Below are 22,437 nucleotides of genomic sequence, written 5' to 3' on the forward strand. Positions count from 1 at the left end.
TTCCTGGTCGCATCGCTGGCGCCGACCTTCCTGCTTTTCTTCACGAGACTTCCATCGTCATTCGAGAACCTGGCTGCTGCGAATCGCCAACAAAATACTAGTTATCCACTTTCTACGCTTCCTTGGATTCATCCGGGCGCTGTAAATCTTGATCTTGCCGATCATCCACGTGTCAGTTGGAATTATCCCGACATAGGCTTTGAGGTCGACATCGACCTAGCTATCGTTGCATCGGCCGTGGAACTTATCTGCAAAACCCTTTACCTGAGGCGAATTACAACTCCGCCTCTGGCGCTTCGTGCGCACCCAGCCGGGATCGACCGCATTGCTCAAGGCCTGCGGCCAGCGTCGCGCCACTGCGAATGCCAGCGCGACGACCTGCAGCTTGCTTTCGGCGTAGGCCTTTGCCGGATCCCAGGTCCGCTTCGGCCAATCGAGGTCCCGCAGCGAACCCTCCCCGCCGCGATGCAGGCCGCTGCTGAGGTAAACCAGCCGAGCGGGACGATTGATCAGCCCCGTCTGTCGAAAATCGAACAACGCGAAAAATCTCGCGAAAGTCGATCTCAGGGTTTCTCTGCTACTGCATGCCGGCCATCCGGCTCTATCCAGAACCGCGCCGCCATGCCAGCAGTCCGCTTCAAATACGGCGCCAGCCGGTGATGCTCGTCAGCGGCTTCGACCATGTAGCTAAGCTCGGACACGCTTGTCGAGGAGTGTCGCCAGCCGAGCGGCCGACGGTACGATCGACTGCCGCGGAAACCCGCTAAACCCCAGCATGAGACCTGCGCGGGGTTGCGCTGCGCGATAGAAACGGCTGATTGCGCGCACGACGATACCGGCGCGTTGGGCGCTGGCCTCGACAGCGAGGTCAGACGATCCATCGCGCAGATAGGCGACAAGGTGCATGCCCTGATCGGGCACCGCAACTTCGAGCCGATCCGCTGCGCGCCGCATCAGTGTCTCCGCCAGCGCGTCGCGCTGGTCGCGATATAGCTGGCGCATGCGACGAATGTGCCCAGCGAAATGGCCTTGTTGCATGAACTCGGAAACGACCGCCTGCTGCAGCGTCGCGGGTTGGCGATCGACGAGATAGCGCGTGCCTACAAAGGCCTGCAGCAGTGCGCGCGGCACCACGGCGTAACCAATGCGCAGACCTGGAAATAACGCCTTGTTGAGCGTGCCGACGTAAATCACCTGCTCGGTGTCATCGAGACCCTGCAGTGATGCGAGCGGCGGCCCCGAATAGCGGAACTCGCTGGTGTAGTCATCCTCGACAATGAACGCGCCGCTCTGCCGCGCCCACGCCAACAGCTCCAGGCGCCGCGCCATGGACAGCGCAACGCCGGTCGGAAACTGATGCGAGGGTGTGACGAACGCGACGCGCGCCCGAGGTGCCATGCGCAGGCCAGCGTCGACGACCAGACCTTGGGCATCGACGGGAATGGGATGCGGCCGCGCCTTGGCGAGCAGCAATTGCGCGTGGGTCAGCGGATAACCAGGATCTTCGACCCACACCTCGTCGCCGGGCGCGAGCAGCACACGGACTGCGATATCGATTGCTTGCTGGGTGCCGGCCGTGATGACGATCTGCGCGGGGTCGCAACGCACCGCGCGCGCCGCTCGTAGATAGTCACAGATGTTCTCGCGAAGCTCGGCCAGGCCGGCGGGATCGGTGTAGCCGAGGTCATTCGCGCCGAACCGGCGCACCGCGCGATGGGTCAGGCTGCGCCACGTCTCGGCGGTCCGGGCATCGATCAGCGTGCGGCCGGTGTTGAACGGGCGGGCGTCGCTCTGCAGCGCCGATCGCTCGAAGTCGGAAAAGGTCTGCGCCGATATCGGCACGGCGCGCTTTGTCGCGCGCGGAACGCCGCGACGTCGTGATGCAAGGCCGGTCAGATCGCCCGCGATGAACGTGCCAGAGCCGTGGCGGCTCTCTACATAGCCTTCGGCGAGCAGGTGCTCATACGCCAAGACCACGGATGCACGCGCCACGCCGAGCTTCGATGCCATGGCCCGGGAGGACGGCATCCGCGTGCCCGGACGGAGCGCGCCGGACAGCACGGCGGAGCGCACCTGCATGTAGATCTGCCGAGTGAGCGGCGTGCGGCTCGCCCGATCGAGCTGCCAAGCGTAGAGATCGGCCCATCCGCGCAATGTCATAGGAAAAAGTCAGTCACAAGTGGTCTGCTACAATGAGCGAAAGTGGACCATCTTGCCATTCCAGTAAAGAGCTAGGTTTCTGCTCGTTCCGCGCTGGTCGCGGGTTCCTGCGAGGATCGAGCTGATGACACCGTCTGAACTGCTGGACCTGGCCTGGAGCTACCCACTGTTCGAGGCCCTCTATGCCCGGCGCTCGCGGCGGTTCGGTCTCGGCTTCGAGATGCCGGAGGGGCCCTTCCGGTACAAGTCCGCGCACACGCCGGTCCCCCTGAGCGAGATCGAGGAAGCGCTGCTGGTCGGCGCGGGCGCCGGATTTTCCGGACTGGCGCTCTGGGATCTGCCGACGCCGGCACCTTACCGTCGCCGCAGCGGCCGCACATTCCCGACGACGCGGCCTGGCGGCCAAACGGCGCTTTTCTTCACCAACGATGAAGGGCTTTATGTCCTCGATGCCAACGTCGCGGCGAGCAAGCTGCGCGAGATCGAGACCCCGGACGAGCGCACCAAGGTCCTTGAAGCGTACCAAGCACAGCGTCGGGAGCTCCGCCGGGGACGGCTCGACATCCCGCGCCATATACTGCCGATGAGCGGGCACGACCTTTGGGATTCGAACCAGCCAGGTTCGACGCTGTTTCTACCGGTATGCGATGTGAGCGCGTCGTTGATCTCATTGATCGCGCAGTTCGTCGATCCCGCCCTGCGCCGCTACGCGCCTGCGGGCGGCGGCATGAACATTGTCGATGACCGCCACGGCTGTCGGCCAGCCGGCACAGAGCGCTGGCTGAAGGACGGCTTCCTGGATGCCGAACGGATGCTGCCGCTATCGATCGTCGAGCGGCAGGCCTGCTACTACGTCTTCAGCGAGCCCGCGGCAATCTGCCAGAACATATTCCTGGCAACCGAGGCTCTGGGGCTGGGCGGATGGAAGCACTGCGGATTTCTCTCGCTCGAAATTCTTGGGCGCATGGGCTTCCGCACCGTCGCGGCGAATGGCGGAACGACATTCGCCAATCCGGTCGGGCTCGACGGCGTGTTCGAGGCAAGCTGTCCGCCCTATCACCCGACCATGGATGCGGCCGTTGATGCCGTGCTTGCGCCGCCGTCAAGCGGCAGCAAGGAAACGGGGCCCGTACCGCACCGTATGTCAGAGGCGGAGCATCGCGTCGGCGCGATCCGGATCAGCCCGGAAGGGCTCGACTGCACCAAGGCGATCTGCAACTACATATACGACACTTACGGCCGCTTTCCCGGCGGCACCGATGCGATGCATCTGATGTGGGTGATGCAGGCTCATCATATCGACACCGACTACTACGACCGGTTCTTTGGTCCCGGCGCCTACGGGCCGGCGCACGCGGCGCACATGGGGACCTGGCACCCGTGAGCTCGGCGTCATATCGAAATATCATCCGGTGGCCGCTGCTCCCTCTTGCCAATGAGGTGATCGATTGATCGTTTGCCCCCAGGAGCAGACATTCCTCCGACCGGCCGCTTTGCGCCAACAGCGAGCGGCCAGTCGGAAGCCCGCGCAAGTCGGTTCAGGGTTCACATTTCGGTCCGATGATATTGCGCGCTCCATGTCACATTCTGCGGGCCAGCGTTGTCATCTCTTCCGCAACGTCGAGCTTCAAAGGAGGACGACGATGGCATACGACGGCAACGATTGATCCACAATCCGAGCGGCTGACACTCATCAATGTCTATGAGGTGGAGCCCGAGAAGCGGGCAAAGCACTCTGCTCCTATCGCAAAGCCCGCACTAGAGCTGGTGGGAAGAATCCTTCCGCGTTCAGAATGAATTGCTGCGCGCCCCTACTGGCGACTATCTAACTTGGATCACCGTAGCCGGAAGTCCTCCCAGAGTAAACTTGACCTGTTATCGGGTGGGTTCTTGTATAAGTTGCGTAAATGGGAGGAGGCCTCTCAGTTGGGGGGTGTCGCCTGAGAGAAGTAAAGGCAATCCCACAACCGCCACCACGCCGAGCCCGACACCTCCGACCCCTGCTCCGACTGCCGGAATGGCCAGGGTGGTATTAACGAAGGCAGGACTCACACCAACGGTCTCCTGGGTCGCCAGCCCCGATGGATCCGTCGCGTTCAGCGGATCATTCCCCACATACGCATAGAGATTGATCCCGCCCTCGGTTCCGATGGGATCGGTCTGCAGGAAGCGTCCCAGCGCCGGCGAGTATGCCCGGTTGCGATAGAAGTAGAGACCGGCTTCAGGATCGTACCTGCGGCCGGTGAAGCGGTAAGCGGCCGAATTGGCGCCGGCGTAAAGAGTGATGCCGTAACCCGCGTAGCCGTATTTTTCGGTGATCTGGCCGGCTGCGTTGGTGGCGAGGATCACTGACCCCAACGCATCCTAGAATTGATAGGTACGGGCATTGGCGGCGTTCACCGCGGCGATCGGCTCATCGAGCCCGGGGCCAAACACAAAGCGGCGCACGAGAGTCTCTATCACCGAAGGGCTTTGCGATGATTCGAGGAGTGCCCCGATGCCGACAGAGTGTATAACGAGAAGTAAAAAACGACCAGATCAGTCTCATCATCACGCGTCGGTAATTGCGTATTGAATGAGCCGGGCACACTTCTCTTGGAGTATCGGTTCCGCATCGAGATTTGCACTCCAATCTTCAAGAAAGTCACGGGCGATAGACACTTCGAGAAAGTATTTCAAGGCATGCTTCTCCGCCTCCGTCGGCAGACCTCCCGATTCGGGTTCGGGCGCAACAACCGCCATTGAATCCGCCGTCCAAGGTTGCGCAGCGTATATCGTGCTCTCTCCTTCGAGAGAGTCCAAATTCTGAACTGCTTCAATGAGTGTCATTTTATTGACCTCAAATTGAGTAACCGCCTTGTCCGCCCGGATGTAGCAACGCATTGGCAAGCGCGATGACCGAGCCCAAGCGGATCGTAGTTGTAGCTGACGGACTGCCCGGCGATTGGCCGGCGATCAGCCGGTTTCCGCATCGTAGGTAGTGGAGCCGCGCGACCTGCTCTTTATGCAACTAACTTCGACCACGTTTCATAGATATGCCTAAGACTGTCACCCGTTTTTCTTTTGACTGACTACTCCATATGCGAAGGTAACCACCATGCGCGCTGGATTGAAGGCACCAGACTTAAGCGCGACAAGAACGGGCTGCCCGTAGTCTATAAACTTCTTGTTGGACAGCGGCTGTTCCCACTTCAAGGAAGGATGGCTTTTTAAAAAGACCTAGCTCAAGTACATTCCCATATCCATCGCGAGAGACAGGGTGTGGTCGGTCAATTCCTCACCAGGTACGTCAATCGGCAACTTCGTTTTGTCCTCGATGTTTTTAATCTCATTTTCCGAACGCGGACGGACGGCAATCTGGGCTACGAACCACTGCCCCAACAAGTCGAGAGAAGCTGGCCTTTGATCCGATTGCCAGCTTTCATAGCCAGGGCCTGCGGCTGCGTCTGCGGCGACCGCGCTCCCACCTCTGACCAAACCATTTGGCCTGCTCCGAAAGGGGTAATCGCACTCCTGCCGTGGAGGCCAATACGCTCCTAGAATACACAGCGGGATCATGTCTCCACCTCAAGGAGGAGCGACTGCCGGAGTGTTGCCGACTGAGATAGGTCCGGATGCCCATACCTCGCGGCTCCATCCTGCTAATAGCCGCGAAAGCGCTCTAGTGTGCTCTTGGCAGCCTCACATGGATCAATGAACACCGGCGGAATGGCTTCGGAAAGCCAGACCAGATCGTTGCCGCGATAGAATCTTACGCTGCCAGCTCGGACCGCCTTCGCCCTAACGCACAGGACAACAGGCGCCTTGCGTCGGCAACCTGCTGCGCAGTGGCGGCGTCGGCGGAATAGATATCTTGAGCCGCTTACGTCGGTTGCCGACCAAACATCAATGCCTGCGACTCCTCAACGCCTCATCTGCTGCTCGCACTGCTTCCGCTTGATCGTCCGACGCAACAATCGCCTCGTATATGGCTTCGTGAAGCTGTCCTGGATCAGGAGATAGGGCGAACGCCAACGCTGCCGCAGCTCTCGCCTTCCGAAACACGAGTAAAGCCCCTGGTGTTGTCCGGTCAGCACCTTCGCTGAGTTCAAAGTATTGCTCATCGAGCTTCTCGGTTAAGAAGTCGAGCGTGCGCCGCGCAGCGAGTTGATCTCCCCCGCCATGACGAAGAAGGGAAACGGCAGCGTCTATTTCTTTGCCCTGCAAGCCAGATCGCGCAACAGCGACGAGACATGTTGCCAAGGCCGCATGTCGCCGTTGCTCATCGTCAGCCTTTCGGAAGGAATCCGCTAAACTTGCAGATATCGAATCAAGACGCAGACGAACTCCCATCAACGCACCTTTAATGGTGTCACGGGGGTTGCTCCAGCTCCCGTGATTAGCGATGCGCAAGAGGAGCAGATCGGACGTGTTGCGCCAACTTCAAGCAAATTGAGACCATTTTTCTGAGCAAAATTCACGATATCTTCCTCGGCATGGCCAAGACCAGACGCAAGGGTTTCTCCAGGCCTCAGCGTCACGCCGGGCCGAAGATAACCCATCGGCTCGCTGGTGCCGATTAAAACTTGTCTCACCCCATTGGCATCTTCTGCGAGACCGACGCCCATTGTTATACGCCCTTGTTGTGCGAGTGGAGCCGATTTATGGCGGAAATGTTGATTGTCTGGCCGGACCGGCGCAATGCGGATCGCAAACGCGTTTTCGTCAGAAAATTTTCTTAGCTAATCAAAAGACCGATCCCGCGCATCGGGTTTCACTGTGAAGTTACACAGCGCGGACAGCAGACCCTGAATCAGACTTTGCAGGCATAGCGTTTCCGTACATACTACCCGAGCTCACTATGGCCAGTAAGCCGATTACAACGAAGGTTCGAAGGTGCCCTTTGATCAACGTCATCTCAGAATCCTCCTTCAAGACGATTGAAGATCATCGGCCACAAAGGATGTGCCCTGCTTCCTAATCAAGTCGGGCAAGGACACCTTTTACATCATTTTGCCACTTCTCGAACTCATCCCTGCTTAGTGCCGATCTAAGCTCCTTCGTTTCAGACGACGTCAGCACGCTGCGGACTGCGATTCTGGCTGCCGCAACCAGTTCCATTGATGGCGGGTTTCCTATCCGAGATGCTACTCTGCGTGCAGCCTCAGGTAGCCGCTCTTCCCTTCCGTCCTTGGCGGCGGCTATAAGCTCGGCGGCAACCAATGCACGTACACCGGCGTCCTCTTCTATGTACTCACCATTCGGCAAAGCCACCGCAGCAGCTAGGCTTGGCGACACATCAATCGCATCAAGCTCTTCAAGCTCATTCAAAAAATCCAATGCCACATCGTTCGCAAAGATACCGATATCCCATGCGCCCATCGCGGATCCTATTGTAAGAGTTTCCGATTTCTGATGCAGCTCCCGAGCACATGCGCCAGACGTGACGCAAACGATACTGAATAGAAAGCATGATAGAAAGCATGAAACAAAAGGACTTTTCATATGAACCTAAGGCCCGAAAGATAGTGACTCGTTATCGAGCGGAGCGCCCCGGGCTGACCGGAATTTCTTGATGAGTGGAGGGATCATATCTCTTAATTCGACTCAGAAACTCGAAAGCCTTATTTGGTCGGCCCTCAAAGTGATCTCGTAACCGCTCCTCAATATGCATTGGGAACCAAACGACAAGAGGTTCAAGATCTTTGACTTCATCATAAGCTGCTGGTGTAAACTTTTGAGCCTGGTACACAAACAGATCATTTGATCCGACCGGCTGATTCCTATATTTGCACGGTTTCAAGAGGTCACCTGTCAGCGAAATGCTACCAATGATTTTCCATTGCCCGGAAAGCAAGCCGTCCTCAGCTACATACACCCTAAATAAAATCTCCCGAGCCGTCAGCATATCAAGAGATGGTGTTGATGGAGCTAGTACATCATAGAAAGCAACATCGTTTCCCGTGGCGAGCACGCCGTAAGCGAGACCAAGCATGCCAAGGTTGATCTCAAATACATCTCCGGGACTAAGCTTTCGACGCTTTGCCATCATACACCATCTCTATTAGTACAGCCGGAGCCGCGGGGGAGAGTTGTCCGGAAGGGCGCCGAACGTTGCTACGGAACTTGCGATATACCCGGGCCCATTTGGATTGAAATCCGCAACACCGTTTATCATGTTTCGCGCCGTTCCTCCGACGCTCTGCGCACCTCCGTGAAAATTGATGAGTTGCTGCTCACGTCCACGTATCGCACCATAAGCTTGCGTACCCGTCGCGGCGACGTCTGGAACCGGGGGGAGGAATCCTTCCGCGTTCAGAATTGACTGCTGAGCGCCCCTATTGGCGACAATCTGATATACGTCACCATAACCGGAAGTCCTCCCAGAGTAAACTTGGAGTGTTATCGGGTGGGTTCTTGTATAAGTTGCGTAAATGGGAGAAGGCCTCTCAGTTTGGGGGGTGTCGCCTGAGAGAAGCAAAGGCAATCCCACAACCGCCACCACGCCGAGCCCGACACCTCCAACCCCTGCTCCGACTGCCGGAATGGCCAGGGTGGTATTAACGAAGGCGGGACTCACACCAACAGTCTCCTGGCCAGTCTCCTGGGTCGCCAGCCCCGATGGATCCGTCGCGTTCAGCGGATCATTCCCCACATACGCATAGAGATTGATCCCGCCCTCGGTTCCGATGGGATCGGTCTGCAGGAAGCGGCCGAGGCTGGCGGAGAAGGCCCGGGCGCGATAAAAATACAGGCCCGTCTCCTCGTCGTAGCGCCGGCCGGTGTAGCGATAGGGCGCGGTCGGCGTCCCAGCAGTGACCGTCTTGCCGAAGGCGGTGTAGGCGTATTTCTCGGCGACGAGGCCGCTGGAGTTAGTCAGCGCGACCGTCGAGCCGAGCCCATCCTGGAAGTAGTAGGTGGGCACGTTCGCCGCGGAGATGTTGGCGAGCGGCTCGTCGAGCCCGGCGCCGTAGACGAACCGGCGTGTCAATGAGACGGTGCCGGTGCCGACATACTCGGCGATCTCCCGGTTGCCGAACGACGGCCAAGCGGTGGTGACGCCATTGATGGTCTTCCACATGCGCCGGTCAAGAGCGTCATAGGCGTAGCTGATGGACGCGCCGCTGCCGGTGTTGGACGCCGAGATCAGCCGGTTCTCGGTGTCGTAGCCATAGGTCCAGACTCCATCGGAGGTCAGGTTGCCGCGCTTGTCGTAGGTGTGGGCGACGCCACTGATGGTGGTATACTGGTTGAGATTGTTCGAGGTATAGGCGCTGGAGCCGGCCGCGAGACCGGAAGGCAAAAATGTCGCGTCGGTGGCGGATACACCGCTGCGCTGGTGGTCATTGTTGTAGCTGTAGCTGAGACCTAGCGAGCTACCACTCCAGGTGTGGAGGAGCGAAGCCAGCTGTCCGCCATTGGTGTACGTGGTCGCGGTCGAGGCGATGGCGCCCGTCGCCGGTCCGTAGCTCGTGCCGGAGCGTTGCGACAACGTGTTGTAGCTGTAGCCACCGACGCGAATGCCGGTTGCGACAGAGCCCTGGTAGACACCAGCCATTCGGTTGAGCTGGTCGTAAGAGAAGCTCGCGGTGAACGCGCCCCCTGGATAAACCAGCGAGGTGAGATTTCCGTTGCTATCCCTCGTCGCGGAGATTGGGCCGAACAGCGGCGAGGACTCGCCCACCACGCGGCCTGCTGTGTCGTACGAGACCGAGAGTGCGACCGTCTCGGTACTCTTCTTCGCAGTCATCAAGCGGCCGACCTTGTCATAACCGTATGTGATCGTCGCCTGGCCGGCTGGGGCTTTGGTCAATCGTCGATTGAGTGCGTCAGATGTGTACTGGATCAGCGCGAGCGAGCGCGTCTGTTTGATGACAGGGTTGCTGTTGGCATCGTAGCCGAACAACTCGTAGCCCTGCACACCCGACACGTAGTCGGGGTATTTGAGCTGCCTCAGGCGCGAGAAGCCATCGTAGATGTAGCTCAATGTATTACCCTTGCCATCGGCCAGGGTGGCGAGCAAGCCGCCTGCTTGGTAGGTGCGCTGCTCGCGGATGACGGCGCCAAGATTGACGGTGATCGAGGGATCGAGCGCGCCCGATACCTGATCGGTGACTTTGGTGATGCGCGAGGCAAGATCGTAAGTGGTGAGCACCTGGCGTCCGCTCGAGGAGGTCGCAGTCAGCGGGCGGCCGACGGCGTCGTAAGCCGTCGTCGAGGTCGTGCCGTCGGGTAGCGTCACGACCAACGGTTTGCCGGAGGCATTGTAGGTCGCGGTGGTGGTCAACCAGGGTGAACCGACGTTGCCAGTGGCCCGGGCCACGCTGATCTGGCGCCCGTCGGCGTCATAAGCGAACTGGGTAACGGTGCCGGTGAATGGCGATGGCGCGGTGGTCTGGGTCAATCGCCGCATCGTGTCGTACGCGAGCGTGGTAACGGCGCCTTTGGGGTCCGTGATCGACGTTCGATTGCCTGTCGCGTCGTAGCCGGCACTGGTCGTCAAATTGAGCCGGCCACTGCCACTGTCAACGACCGTCGTCAACAGATTCAAGGTCGTCGCGTCATAGGTATTGGTCGTGACCATGCCCTCTGCATCGGTCACGGTGAGCAGGAGCCCGCGGGTGTTGTAGGTTATGGTTGTGACCGGGATCACAGTGCCGGCAACGCCGGGCTTGGTAACCGCTGGCTGCGTGATCTGTGTCAGGTTGCCTTTCATATCATAGGCATTGGTTGTCACATTGCCGCGACCATCGGTGGTGGTCAGCAGCTTGTTAAATGTCGCATCGTACGTGAAACTCACCGTGATCGGCGTCGCCGGCAGTCCGGTTACCACATCGGTCGAACCAGGGACGGGCGTGGTCTTCTGCGTCAGCACGTTCGAGCGGGCGTCATACGTCAGCTCAAGGGTATCCAGTCGCGGGTTCGTTTTCTTGGTCAGACGGTTGATGCCATCATAGATCAAGGTCCGTCGATCACCCGCCTGATCGACATCGACGGTCTGATTGCCGTTCCTGTCATGCCACAGGGCATGCGAGCCACCCGCGGGATCGATCTCCTGCGAGCGCCGACCGTTGGCAAAGAGGTAGTGCCAGATGTTGCCTAGGGCGTCGGTTTGCGTCTTGATCCGGCCAAAGCCATCATAGACGTTCGTCATGAATGGCGTTGTCGGGAACGATGGGTACTTAATCTGCGTGAGCAGCCCCACCGGACCGTAGACGAACGTGGTGGTCTGCGGTGTGGGCGCAGTATCCCGGGCAGTCGCCAGGTTGCCCGATGCATCGTACGTGTAGACCACAGTGCGCACGCCGTCGCTGACGCCGGTCAACTGATTAGAAGCGTTGTAGGTAAGCGTCAGGATGCGGCCCATGCCATTCGACACGTTGGCGAGCAGTTTGGTCGTGCCGGTGCCGCTGTAGGTAAACGTCACCGTATTGTTGTTCGGATCTATCCAGGAGGCGACCTTGCCATCGACATCGAACGACACAACGTTCTTCGATTTGTCGGTCAACACCATCGACTTGTCGGCGTTGACGACCAGCGTCGAAACTTCGCCAGGCGGCGGCACGTATGTTCCGATACCGTTCGCGGTCGGGATCTTGACGAACCGCCTGGTGCCGCCAACCTGCGACACCGTCACCGCGTTGTTCACCAACTGATCCATCAGCCAGCTGGCCGCGAGCTGCGCCGCCACCGTGTTGCCGATAGCGACGGTCGTCGAGGTCATCAATTCGCGGATTGCAACCATGGCCACCGCGGTTGGTACCCCCGACAGCGGATTCTCATCGCCAAACGCAAGGAAGGTGTCGCTGTCGACCAACGTGCTGATGCTGAAGTTGTGGTTCCAGCCGTATCCGAGCGGACCGTTCCGGAATCTGTCGGAAGAGCTATACGACCGCTTCAGCGCAAGACCGAACGGATATGCTGCCGAGCCGACGCTGATATCAACATGATCAAAGACGTAAGCCCCGGTACGCATGTCGATCGGATCGTACGAAACAACCGGATTAGAAGCGTGATTATTCGACGGCGGTACTTGGAAGGGAGGGTACGGATCGAATGAGGGGGTCGTGCCGTACCCGCCTTTATAACCGCCCGAGACAAAATACCCGACAGTCAGCAAAGTCGTGCTGCTGTCCATTAGGTAATATCCGCTACCGGTCCAGGCATTGACGACGCGATTGCCGACCTGTGGCAGGATGATGTTGCCCGTCGGATTGGCGGTGAGCCAATTTCCCATCTTCGTAAGCTCGGCGGCAGGCCATCCTGTCAAGAGCGGGGTTACGGTCGTCCAGTTCGCGCTGGTCGCCTTGATGAAGCCTGTGCCGTCGGTGTTGGCATAGTCGATCATCCGGACAGTCGAAATCGCAGCGTTCTGCTGGATCTGAGTAACGGCTGTCGACTCGAGCATGCTATGGAGCGCTTCTGCGACGAGGCCAACCTGAATGAAGCTCGTTGCCGGCACACTCGGATCGGTCGGAGCCGAACTCGACAACTGGACTGGGAAATCGACATAAGCCGACGTTGTCTTGCCCGCGATCCCCATCGACACGTGCCGCACGCAAATGGTCTTGCTAATCCGCGCGACAAGGTCGTCAATCCGCGCCGACTGGGCCAGATATGCCGAGCCGACCGCGGCGAGCGCCTCACCAACCACCCGCTCGTCCGTTGTCGCGACGTTGGTCTGCTTGAGGCTTGCCTGACTAAGCTGATGCCGGGTCAGGGTATCACGGCCCATTTCGCCCGCGTGCAGCATGATCGCGAACGCGTTGGCCGCGCCAACCTCAACTGAGGGGATAGCGGTCCTGTTGAACGGGGTTGCGTAGGGGATCTGTACCGTGAGTAAGACGTACTGCCTCGTTGCCACCGTTGCCGCGCCGGTCGCGAGCGTGGCGCCTTCGAGCTTCAGGATGGGCTGCTTTGTCGCCGAATAGGTCAGTGTCAGGCGCTTCCCCGCGATCTCGCTGCCGTACAGCGTGGTGGTGAACGTCGGACTGGCACCCGAGGCATTGTCAGACACCGCAATCGTGAAGATCGTCTCGAAATTCGTCGGTGTCGTTGCCGGCGCAATGATGCATGAGGCGAGGCTCGTGCAGAGCGATCCAGTAGCTGGAAACGTCGTGCCATAGAAGCTGTTTGTGATCTCACTACCACCATAGATCTGCTTGGGCAAACTCGACGGGTTGTTCGTGCGGATGTAGTTCGATAGAGCCTCCGAGTAGCCGTTCAGCGTGGAGTTGACGTTCGCTTTGTTGAGCGCTTTGATCGAATCGGTGCCGGCGGGAACGCCGGGCACCGTGGTCGAGCCTGCAAGCGCGCTGGACAGGAACGTCGCCTGGTTGAAACCCATCGCCGTCTTGAGATCGATCGCCTGAAATTGGGTGAACGATTTGAACGACGGATCCAGCTGATACGTCGTCGTCCCGACCGTCACCTCCGTCCAAACGCGGTTCATCGAAACGAATGCAGCGGCCCCACCGCTCGTTACGCACGCACCGCCGCTCACCAGTCGAATGCATCCAGGAATACCGCCGTTGCCCAGGACCCTCACGAACGTCGCCGCGTCGTTGGTCACCCCCAATAGATTTGCGGCATCAGCTGCGGCAAACTGGACATTGGCAAAACGATAGTTTGCCGTCAGGCAGGACTGCCGCAGCAATGTTACGAACAAAACGTTCTGATCGAAATTGTTTCCACGGCGATCGAGAAGCGTTCCCAGAGCGCCCTTTTTCGAGCCAAACGAGTGTGAAACATCGATGTCGTAGTAAATATATTCATAAATTTGAACGAAATTATAATTTAGAGCGCGCGCCAGCGTCGCGATTTCTGGATCCGCCGCCGGCGGCGTGCACGACAACGTCGGAGGCGAGGTCTGAGCATGCGATTGATGATTTGTGAAAAATGCCATCGTTGCGAGAACAGCACCAAATACAACCCTTAAGCCGCGCATGGCTATCTCCCTAGATTCTATTTCAACGAATTAGTCTTCACGCGCTTTCAAGCCAGTAACCTCGTAGCCACTTGAGACTCGCTTAATCGGCATTGCTCATTGCTTGCCGATCAGCGGCGGCACCTCACGAATGACTGTCGTTGACGGGCTCGACGCTGGACCATCGGTGCCACTAGCCACCCCATTCCCCTTGACCTTGTCAGGCTTGGCTATGGCGAAATCTGCCCGCGCCATCCCGGATGCGGTTGTCGCATCCGTTGGCAGCGGGTGACCCAGCACCGGCTCTATTGGCAATGGTTGAATGGGGTCCGCAGGCGGTCTCGAACTCAATGGCGGAGCATCGCTTGGAGCAGCGGATCGAGTTGCGAAGAACGCGGCGGCTTGTTCTGGTGACACAAGTGGCATTTGCACGTTCGACGCCGGCGGCTGTGCAGCCCCTGTCGGCGTTGACTGCGCCATGGCTGCACTGCCGCCTGCGGCAAACAATGTCAAGCTGACTACATGCAACAACAAAGCCGCAAACCGCCGAGGTTGGGTGGCGTTGCATCCGCTTTGTGCGGCGACGCGATAAATCGCATCAAGACCCCAGGCTGAACGCCCTAAACATCTTCGACACAAATTGTTGAACGAAGCGATGCTGCCTGAGGCATATCCGCACCACTGCAACTGACACCGCACTGAAACGTATTCGGATTGCTGTGTTGAATACCGACTGCCACTCAGGAAACGCCGCATTTTCTGCTCCAACTCGCATGCAGCCGTTTACTGCATGCGAAGGATGATAAACCAGAACTGAGCGTACCTCGGTATATTTGGAAATATACTTTAGAGCTTTCACTCGAAATACATTTTGAAGGCAACAACGAAAACCCCAACAAGATCCGAAACTCGTGTCGGCACTCCTGCGGGGCTTCGGAGAGCGCACTTCGACGAGTCCGATCGTCTTGCGGAGGTAGCCGCCGAATTCCTGGGCAAATGCGGCAGCCATCGTACGGGCCCCACAAGCGACCGGATGCGTCCTGCTTAGTTCTGGGTAAAGCTGGTCCGGTTGTCGGCCGCATCATAACTGTAGGCGGCGGAGTTGGCCGGATAGATGTCCTGCGCGACGCGTCCGAGGCTGTCATAACGATAGGTTGCAGAACCAGGCGTCGGCGGCGTCTGCGCCATAGTGCGAGAGGTGACAAGCGCCGCAGCCGCGCCGGCGAGAGCGATAGCGGCGACGATCAGGATGCGAAGACGTCGTGTCATGATTGTTTCCTGCTTGGGGCATATAATCAGCGAACATAAGCGCGAATTCGAACCATCGTTACGCATTCGAAAATATATTTGCCTGATCTCATCAGATTCATTTTTCATCACCGATTTGGCTGCTGAAGGACCTGAGATATTGAGTCTTCGTTTCATAGTTGACAATTCGATCTGAAGGCTGCTGGCTGCATCTGCACGTTCCAGACCGAAGGCGCTACCTGCACCACCGCCCGGGCGCCTGCAATGCCGCACTGTGAACGGTAGCACTAACGGTGCCGCGACGTACGACGGTTACCCCTCATGGTTCCCCGACCCGCTTATCGACTGCTCTCGCGCGCTCGCTGCTGAGTGCAGTAATGTCGTTTGTCGGAACGCTCATACACCACGACTTGCAATGTTAAGATGAGAAGGCCACATCGCTCCGAATATCACAAAGTAAGTTGGTTGAATGATCGATGCGCAGCTCCATGTTCAATATGTCTGTTCGCAGAGAAGCCGGATCGCATTCCCGATTTATATTTCAAAATATACCGCAGCATCTGGTGTAGATTGGCCGCTGATTAATTCAGAGCCGCCAGCATGAACGCAATACGTGAGCTGCTGTTTGCCGATTGGCCGCTGGCGTTCATTTGGGCGCAGGCGCGTGCAAGCTGGTGGCGTTTTGCCGCCTGGTGGCTCGCCGAATTCCACGACCTGTGGCCCGAATTCCTTGTCACCCGACTCTTCGGCCACGGCGAGCCGGTGATCCGGTTGCAAGCCGTGAACGACGGCGTTCGCTTCGAAGTTTCTTCACGTCGCGGATGTGTGGTGCACAGCGGATTTATCGGTCGGTCCGACTATTCGGCAGCAGCGCTCGACCGTCATCTCACCGACATCGGCCGGAAACGCCGCGACGCGATGGTCGGCATTGTTCTGCCGCTAGGCTCATTCTTCCATCGCTCGTTCGGAATTCCCGCGCGCGCGCGCGAACGCATTCACATGATCGCGCGTCAGGAACTCGAGCACCGCACACCGTTTCAGGCGGAGGATATCCATTTCGGCACGGCGCTTGATCCGCAGCAGCGGGATGCACAGACACTTAGGATCCATCAGTGGATCGTGCGCCGTGATCTTGTTGAAGCCGCCACTCGCGACCTCGAACTGGCACTGGCGGAGATTTCCTTCGTCGCAGCCGACGCGCAACAGAACGGTTCGCTTGTACCTGCCATTTCGCTTCGGCCTGACGCCGATCACAAGGCCTCGTCGACCAGGCGGCTGATCCTTGCGCTGGCGGCGGCGGCCGGAATCCTAACCTGCGTCGACGCCGTGGTTTTCTGGTGGATGCAAGAGCGTACCATCATCGCCGTCGAGGTGCGGGCGGCCGTCGAACGCGACAAAGCGTTGGCCGTACGCCGCCTCGAGGACGAGATAGCACGGGTCCAATCAGCTCTGAACGCACTCGAGGAACGCCGCCGGCTGCCATCGACGGCGAATCTCTGGCGGGAGACGAGCCGCGTTCTGCCTGACAACACCTGGGTGACCGATTGGCGCCGCCGCAACGGATCGCTCTCAATCGCGGGCTTTTCCGCGAAGGCAACCGAGTTGGTCGGGCTGTTTGAAAAATCGTCCTTGTTTGGAGAGGCAAGTTTGGATGCTCCGATCACCTTCGATGCTCTCACAGGGCACGAGCACTTTTCACTTATCATCCGGACGCGTGCAGACGCACGCTTGGCGCAGCGTTAGGAGGCTGCATGGCGAAGCATCAAGATTTCCTCATGCGACGCGGCCTGTTCGTCGGCTTGAATCTTTGCGTGTTCGTCTCCGCCTACCTGCTGGCGATCAGGCCCGTCGTCTCGTTGTTGTCAGACCAGGCCGATCGTCTTGCGCAGGCGCGCGCCGCACTTTCGAACTACCGCACAATCGCCGCACGGGATGCAGCGGTTCGAAGCAAGGCCGCACGCGCCGGTGACGCAGCGTCTTCGAGCGCGTTCCTGCAAGGGGCAAGCGATGGCGGCATCAATGCCGATCTGCAGGCGCGCCTCAAGACCGTAGCAGACCAAGCAGGCGCCCGGGTCCAGTCCGTTCGCGCCCTCGAGCCGGGTACCGACCGCGATACCCGTTACCTGGGGGCGCACCTGGAACTGACCGGATCGATTGCGGCGATCTACACGACGTTGCAGACGATCGAGGGGAGAGAGCCGTATTTGTTCGTGGACACAGCGACGCTGCGCATGCCAGCAACCCCACCCGGCGCAGTACCGACGCAAGAGCCTTCGATCGAAGCCCAGTTCGACATCTATGGACCCCTTCGCAATCATGCCGTTGGTCGCTAAGCAAGTCCCCTCCCGCATCATCGGCATTGCAGCGCTAATGTGCCTCGATGCCGGACTAATCGCGTGCGGATACATGATCAGCTCGGAGCCGGCGGCCATCGACAGCGAGGTGGAGCGGCCCTGGATAGCGCCGCCGCCCGACGCGCCGATCGCATCGGCCGGAAAGAAATCGGAGGCGTCCAGTGACGATCCCACCTTGATGCGGCCGATCTTCTTCGCTTCGCGCAAGCCGTTCGAACCGCCGCCGCAAAGAGCGACGCCCCCGGCACCAACAGCCAGACCGCCGCCGATTGAACCGACCCTTGTTGTTGGCGGTATTGTCCTGACCGCCAAGGCCCGCCGTGCGTACTTACGCCGGCCGGCCGAAGCCGACGGTCGCTGGCACGAAACCGGTCAGGTCATCGACGGCTGGACAGTCGCTGAAATTGACCGCACCGGCATTGTCCTCGAACAGGCCGATCGACGTTTTTCAATTCAGCTTTACCCGACGGATCTGCGAGCCTTTAGGCTGGAGCGCCCGAGTCCCCGCTCCAGAAGTCTGCGTTGAGTCAAGGAGGCGCCCGTGCCGGAGATCTTCCTGTTCCAAGCCAGGATCGAGTCCAGATGGCTTGTTGTTGCCGTGGCACTTGGCATGACGGGATGCCAGACAATCTCCGAGAGTCCTCCTCCCGCGGATGAAACGGATCGGGTGATGTCAGTCGCTCGACTTGATGATGGCAAGTCCGCCGCCACCCGAAGCCGGGCAATGGCTCTTCCTGCGAACAAGAACGATCCTGCTGCTGGTGCTGAATTGATCCATCGCGGCACCGGCCAGTTGATCGGTTCCGCCAAAGCCCGCCCATCCGCCGGCTCAAGAGACGAGGATGGCGTAACGGTCAACCTCGTCAATGCGTCGATAGCCGAGGCGGCCAAGACTATTCTCGGCGACATACTTGGGCTCAACTATTCGCTCAATACAAAGCTCGAGGGCAAGATCACGATTCAGACATCGACACCGATCTCCCAATCGGAGCTCGTCGCGTTGTTTCAGAATGCCTTGCGCGCAAGCGGTGTTACCCTTGTCAGGAGCGGCAACGCATACCAGCTAGAGCCGGCCGATCAGGCGTCGAGGAGCATTTCCGAAATCGCCGTGGGCGGCAACATCGAACCCGGCGGAATTGTGGGATCTTCCGTCAGGGTGGTGCAACTGAAGTATGTCGCCGCATCCGAGATGCGCCGTATTCTTGAACCAATGGTGCAGAAAGGTGCCATCCTGCGTGCCGACGATGCCCGCAATACGTTGACACTGTCGGGAACCGGATCCGACGTCGCCGCCATGCTCGACGCCATCTCCGTGTTCGACATCGACATCATGAATGGCATGTCGGTCACGTCCGTCCCCGTTCGCGCAACCCAGCCCGACGCGATCGTCGACGATCTGCGAGCGATCTTCGGCACCGACAAGGAAGGGCCGATGAGCGGAATGGTCCGTTTCATTCCCAACCAGCGTCTCAAGTCGATCCTCGTAATCTCGCCGCAACAGCGCTACTTAGCCCGTGCGGAACGCGCGATACGCAATCTTGACGCCAACGCGCGGGGTCCCGACAAGCAGTTGTTCACCTACAACGCCCGGAATCGCCCCGCAAAGGAACTTGTCGGCGTCGTCGAATCGATCTTCTCATCCTCACGCGGATCAACACAGAACGGCCGCGAAGTCGCGCCTCGCTACCAGGAGGCCGCGGTGCAGACCGCTCAGGCCGCACCCAGCAGCAATGGCACACCGTCCTATGGTGCCCCAGCGTCTTCGGCCGGTGCCGGCTCACCGATTGGAGGAGGCATCAATCTGAATGGGCAAAGCGCTGTTTCAGCCTCCAGCGCGGGCAGTACGCCATCCGATGCGTCATCGCAATCGAAGCCATCACTCAGCGCGGCCCAGCCCGGCGAGGACGAGCGGGTTCGCCTGAGCGTAGACGAATCGAACAACACGCTTCTCATTCTTGCCTCACGCCAGGACTATCGGCGGGTGCTACAGATCGTTCAAAGCGTCGACGTTGTACCCGACCAGGTGCTGATCGAGGCGACAATCGCCGAGGTGTCCCTCAACGACGATCTCCAATTCGGCGTGCGGTGGAGTTTGGATAGCAAGAAGGGAAGCTTCAGCCTTACCGACGCGGCGGCGGCTGCGTTTGGATCCACGTTCCCGGGATTCTCTTATGCCTTGGCCGCGGTAAACGCCAAGGTTGCGCTTAACGCTCTCAATGCAATTACCAAGGTCAACGTTATCTCGTCACCGACGCTGACCGTTCTCAATAATCGTACGGCGACGTTACAAATTGGCGATCAGGTTCCGATCGTCACCCAATCCGCGGTAGGCGTCGTAGCCACGGGGGCACCTATCGTGAATTCTGTCAATTACCGCGACACCGGGGTCATCCTGTCGATCACGCCACGAATTAACGAAAGCGGACGTGTCCTGCTTAGCATCGAGCAAGAGGTCTCGAGCGTGGCGTCGACCACTACATCCAGTATCGATTCTCCGACTATCAAGCAGCGGCGCGTGAAGACGACGGTCTTGGTCAACAATGGAGAGTCGCTAACACTCGGCGGACTCATTCAGGACCAGGTCAGCGACGCACGCAACCAATTGCCCATCCTGGGCGATATTCCACTGATCGGAAACGTCTTCAGGCAGAAGAACGGATCGATCGGAAAGACCGAGCTGATTATTCTCATTACACCGCACGTGATGCGCAATCTCAATGAGGCGCGCGAAATCACTGATGAATACCGAAGAAAATTCGACGTCGGCGTCCCGCACTTGCGGGGTGCCCGCCGGCCGATCGAGCGAACAATTATGAGAACGCTGAATTGAGCTGACCGCCGGATGATTGGCGAGCGCTCAGCGTCGCGGAAATACGGATCTGTTGGCCACCACCGGCTTTCTGAGCGTCGGCAGACCCGCATCGAATTGTGAGGCGATCAGCATCCGGGACGGAGTTGTATAGGCACGGCTTATGCCTTCCTTGACCAGAGCCGGCATCCTTTCGGTGAGTTCGTCCCGGTAGTTCTTCAGAACGGCGACGACTCCAGCTACATCGCTTCGCTGCAACGCCAAGCACAACTCGTCCAGCATTAATTGAACTTCCATCAACCGTCCGACTCTTTCGAGGTCGATCATACAAACATAGTGCGTGCGATCGTTCATATTTTCGAGCGCGCGCAGAATAGCGTCGTTATGACAGAGTGCGGCAACAGATTCCGAGGCTTCTTCGATGTACCGGACGGCTTCGTCGGGCTGGTCGAGCGTAGTTCGATTCGCGGTGCGAGCCGTGGATCTGGTATCGCCTACCCCAGCGGAATCCGGGATAATCCAGCTGAGCGCGATTGCCGCGCCATTGGCAATCACGTCTGTCGCCTGTTCGATCGCGCCCTTCAGGATCAGAAATCTAAGCTGAACCAGATCACTCATTTCCTTCAGGTTGAGCGTCTTGGCAAAAAAGCCGCGGCGCGGCGCGGTTTCAAGCAGCGCTTCGGTCTGAAGGCGGATCAACGTCTCGCGCACGGGGGTTGAGCTTACACGCAGACGTTCAGCGAGTTCGCCGATCATGATTTGCTCGCCGGGCCGAAAGCGATAGTCGATTGCGGCTGCTTTCAAGCATGTATACACACGGCCATGATCGGCATTGCTATCTGCATTTCTCCGCCCCAGGTCCCCGACAGACATGCTGCGCTCCCCATGTCCGAAGCCGCTCCCGCTCCGAATGCGGAAGACTTCCAACACTCCCGTAGGTTGAAGAGTCTAAACGAACGTTGCGAGAAAGAGCAACCAAAATTATTTGCTTTACTTTTCCTGATCTCGGTTGGCAGTGACCGGCACATTATTCATTGTCCAGACTCCGCGTTGACGTTCCCTGACCGGCGCGTAGTTGAACAATGGATGCAGCGCGCCATCGCAACACAATCTCGCAACGAACCTACATTGGTGTGGCGCACGTTCGGACTATATCTGAAAATATATTGCTCACGGCAAATGCAAGAACCTCTGATCACAACACGCCGAAATACATTTCGGCTAACATTTTGAGATACACGAAGCTTTCGGGTGTAGGATCGCGGTCGTGATCAGAGGGCGCGTTCGCGAACTGACGCGCGAGAGGGTTTTGGAGCAACCTGCATGAGCCCAATGGATAACATGTTATGCCCCAATTGGTCTTTCGAGCGGATCCGAGACCATGCCCGAATGGGCTGGCAGCGTTTTGCAGACAGATGCGGCTCAGGCTCTCGTCGACTACCGATGAGCAGAAGTGTCAGCGCATCATGCCGACGAGATGGCCCGCGTCATGTGCTCCATACCGCCGGCTTCACACTCGTCGAAGTTCTCGTCGTCCTTGCCATCATCAGCCTGTTGATGGGACTCGTTGGACCGCGCGTTCTGGCCTACTTGTCGGATTCCAGAGTCAAGGCTGCCAGTCTTCAGATCAAAGGGCTTACCGGCGCCCTCGACCTCTATTATCTGGATCTTGGCCGTTATCCAAACTCGGCTGAAGGCCTTCAGGCCCTCATCGAAAGGCCCGCGGCGGCGGGACGGTGGAACGGGCCCTATCTGAAGGCAAACGTGCTCCCGGCCGATCCCTGGGGCCGAGCTTATATTTACAGGTCGCCCGGCAAGCACGGTGCCTTCGATATCGTTTCGCTTGGACCGACTGGCCAGGACGGCGACGTCGGCAATGTCACGAGTTGGCAGCCTTGACGAGACAAGGCGGAATCGAACCAGGATGACCTTGTGATGACCGCATCCGTGTACGAGCCACC

General features: G+C 58.8%; 17 protein-coding genes and 1 pseudogene. 6 read left to right on the forward strand and 12 right to left on the reverse strand.

Translation table 11 applies throughout. From position 1 onward, the window contains the following. Positions 1-294: 294 nt before the first annotated feature. Together V1294_RS33505 and pdxR are read right to left on the reverse strand one after the other, a co-directional pair. Positions 295-519, reverse strand: a pseudogene (locus tag V1294_RS33505) (SDR family NAD(P)-dependent oxidoreductase); the annotation flags it as partial. 168 nt (positions 520-687) lie between these two features. Further along, on the reverse strand, positions 688-2,160 hold the full coding sequence (gene pdxR, locus V1294_RS33510) for a MocR-like pyridoxine biosynthesis transcription factor PdxR (RefSeq protein ID WP_334503259.1): 1,473 nt from the start codon (positions 2,158-2,160) through the stop codon (positions 688-690). A gap of 124 nt (positions 2,161-2,284) precedes the next feature. Here pdxR and V1294_RS33515 point away from each other — a divergent pair, with 124 nt between their 5' ends. Further along, entirely contained in the window at positions 2,285-3,544 is a 1,260-nt protein-coding gene (locus V1294_RS33515) for a hypothetical protein (RefSeq protein ID WP_334503261.1), read from the forward strand. A gap of 491 nt (positions 3,545-4,035) precedes the next feature. Here the strand turns inward: V1294_RS33515 and V1294_RS33520 are convergent, their stop codons facing one another. The 9 genes from V1294_RS33520 to V1294_RS33560 form a co-directional block, all read right to left on the reverse strand. Further along, complete coding sequence (locus V1294_RS33520; protein WP_334503264.1) at positions 4,036-4,509, reverse strand: RHS repeat-associated core domain-containing protein; 474 nt, start codon at positions 4,507-4,509, stop codon at positions 4,036-4,038. 201 nt (positions 4,510-4,710) lie between these two features. Then, complete coding sequence (locus V1294_RS33525; protein WP_334503266.1) at positions 4,711-4,989, reverse strand: hypothetical protein; 279 nt, start codon at positions 4,987-4,989, stop codon at positions 4,711-4,713. A gap of 1,056 nt (positions 4,990-6,045) precedes the next feature. Continuing rightward, positions 6,046-6,492: a hypothetical protein gene (locus V1294_RS33530; protein WP_334503268.1), complete on the reverse strand. Its 447-nt coding sequence runs from the start codon at positions 6,490-6,492 to the stop codon at positions 6,046-6,048. Continuing rightward, positions 6,492-6,767: a hypothetical protein gene (locus tag V1294_RS33535; RefSeq protein ID WP_334503271.1), complete on the reverse strand. Its 276-nt coding sequence runs from the start codon at positions 6,765-6,767 to the stop codon at positions 6,492-6,494. The genes V1294_RS33530 and V1294_RS33535 overlap by 1 nt, the downstream gene beginning before the upstream one ends. A gap of 349 nt (positions 6,768-7,116) precedes the next feature. Continuing rightward, positions 7,117-7,521: a DUF4259 domain-containing protein gene (locus tag V1294_RS33540; RefSeq protein WP_334503273.1), complete on the reverse strand. Its 405-nt coding sequence runs from the start codon at positions 7,519-7,521 to the stop codon at positions 7,117-7,119. Between the two features lie 154 nt (positions 7,522-7,675). After that, positions 7,676-8,191: an Imm26 family immunity protein gene (locus tag V1294_RS33545; RefSeq protein ID WP_334503276.1), complete on the reverse strand. Its 516-nt coding sequence runs from the start codon at positions 8,189-8,191 to the stop codon at positions 7,676-7,678. Positions 8,192-8,203: 12 nt separating this feature from the next. Then, entirely contained in the window at positions 8,204-14,086 is a 5,883-nt protein-coding gene (locus V1294_RS33550) for an RHS repeat-associated core domain-containing protein (protein WP_334503278.1), read from the reverse strand. A gap of 96 nt (positions 14,087-14,182) precedes the next feature. Further along, on the reverse strand, positions 14,183-14,821 hold the full coding sequence (locus V1294_RS33555; RefSeq protein ID WP_334503280.1) for a hypothetical protein: 639 nt from the start codon (positions 14,819-14,821) through the stop codon (positions 14,183-14,185). A gap of 288 nt (positions 14,822-15,109) precedes the next feature. Continuing rightward, positions 15,110-15,334: a hypothetical protein gene (locus tag V1294_RS33560; protein ID WP_334503282.1), complete on the reverse strand. Its 225-nt coding sequence runs from the start codon at positions 15,332-15,334 to the stop codon at positions 15,110-15,112. Between the two features lie 759 nt (positions 15,335-16,093). On the opposite strand from V1294_RS33560, the gene V1294_RS33565 reads away from it, so the two are divergent. From V1294_RS33565 to gspD, 4 genes are all read left to right on the forward strand, one after another. After that, positions 16,094-17,056, forward strand: a complete 963-nt coding sequence (locus V1294_RS33565; protein WP_334503283.1) for a PilN domain-containing protein — start codon at positions 16,094-16,096, stop codon at positions 17,054-17,056. 8 nt (positions 17,057-17,064) lie between these two features. Further along, entirely contained in the window at positions 17,065-17,646 is a 582-nt protein-coding gene (gene gspM / locus V1294_RS33570) for a type II secretion system protein GspM (RefSeq protein WP_334503285.1), read from the forward strand. Between the two features lie 73 nt (positions 17,647-17,719). Next, a complete protein-coding gene (locus V1294_RS33575; protein ID WP_334503287.1) occupies positions 17,720-18,193 on the forward strand; it encodes a hypothetical protein in 474 nt (157 codons plus the stop codon). 15 nt (positions 18,194-18,208) lie between these two features. Beyond that, on the forward strand, positions 18,209-20,497 hold the full coding sequence (gene gspD / locus V1294_RS33580) for a type II secretion system secretin GspD (protein ID WP_334503288.1): 2,289 nt from the start codon (positions 18,209-18,211) through the stop codon (positions 20,495-20,497). A 27-nt stretch (positions 20,498-20,524) separates the two neighbouring features. Here the strand turns inward: gspD and V1294_RS33585 are convergent, their stop codons facing one another. After that, on the reverse strand, positions 20,525-21,349 hold the full coding sequence (locus V1294_RS33585; RefSeq protein WP_334503290.1) for a GntR family transcriptional regulator: 825 nt from the start codon (positions 21,347-21,349) through the stop codon (positions 20,525-20,527). Positions 21,350-21,919: 570 nt separating this feature from the next. On the opposite strand from V1294_RS33585, the gene gspG reads away from it, so the two are divergent. Then, positions 21,920-22,375, forward strand: a complete 456-nt coding sequence (gene gspG / locus V1294_RS33590) for a type II secretion system major pseudopilin GspG (protein ID WP_334504927.1) — start codon at positions 21,920-21,922, stop codon at positions 22,373-22,375. Positions 22,376-22,437: the final 62 nt, after the last annotated feature.

It is taken from the genome of Bradyrhizobium sp. AZCC 1678, assembly GCF_036924765.1.
In the GTDB taxonomy this organism is placed as follows: Bacteria; Pseudomonadota; Alphaproteobacteria; order Rhizobiales; family Xanthobacteraceae; genus Bradyrhizobium; species Bradyrhizobium algeriense.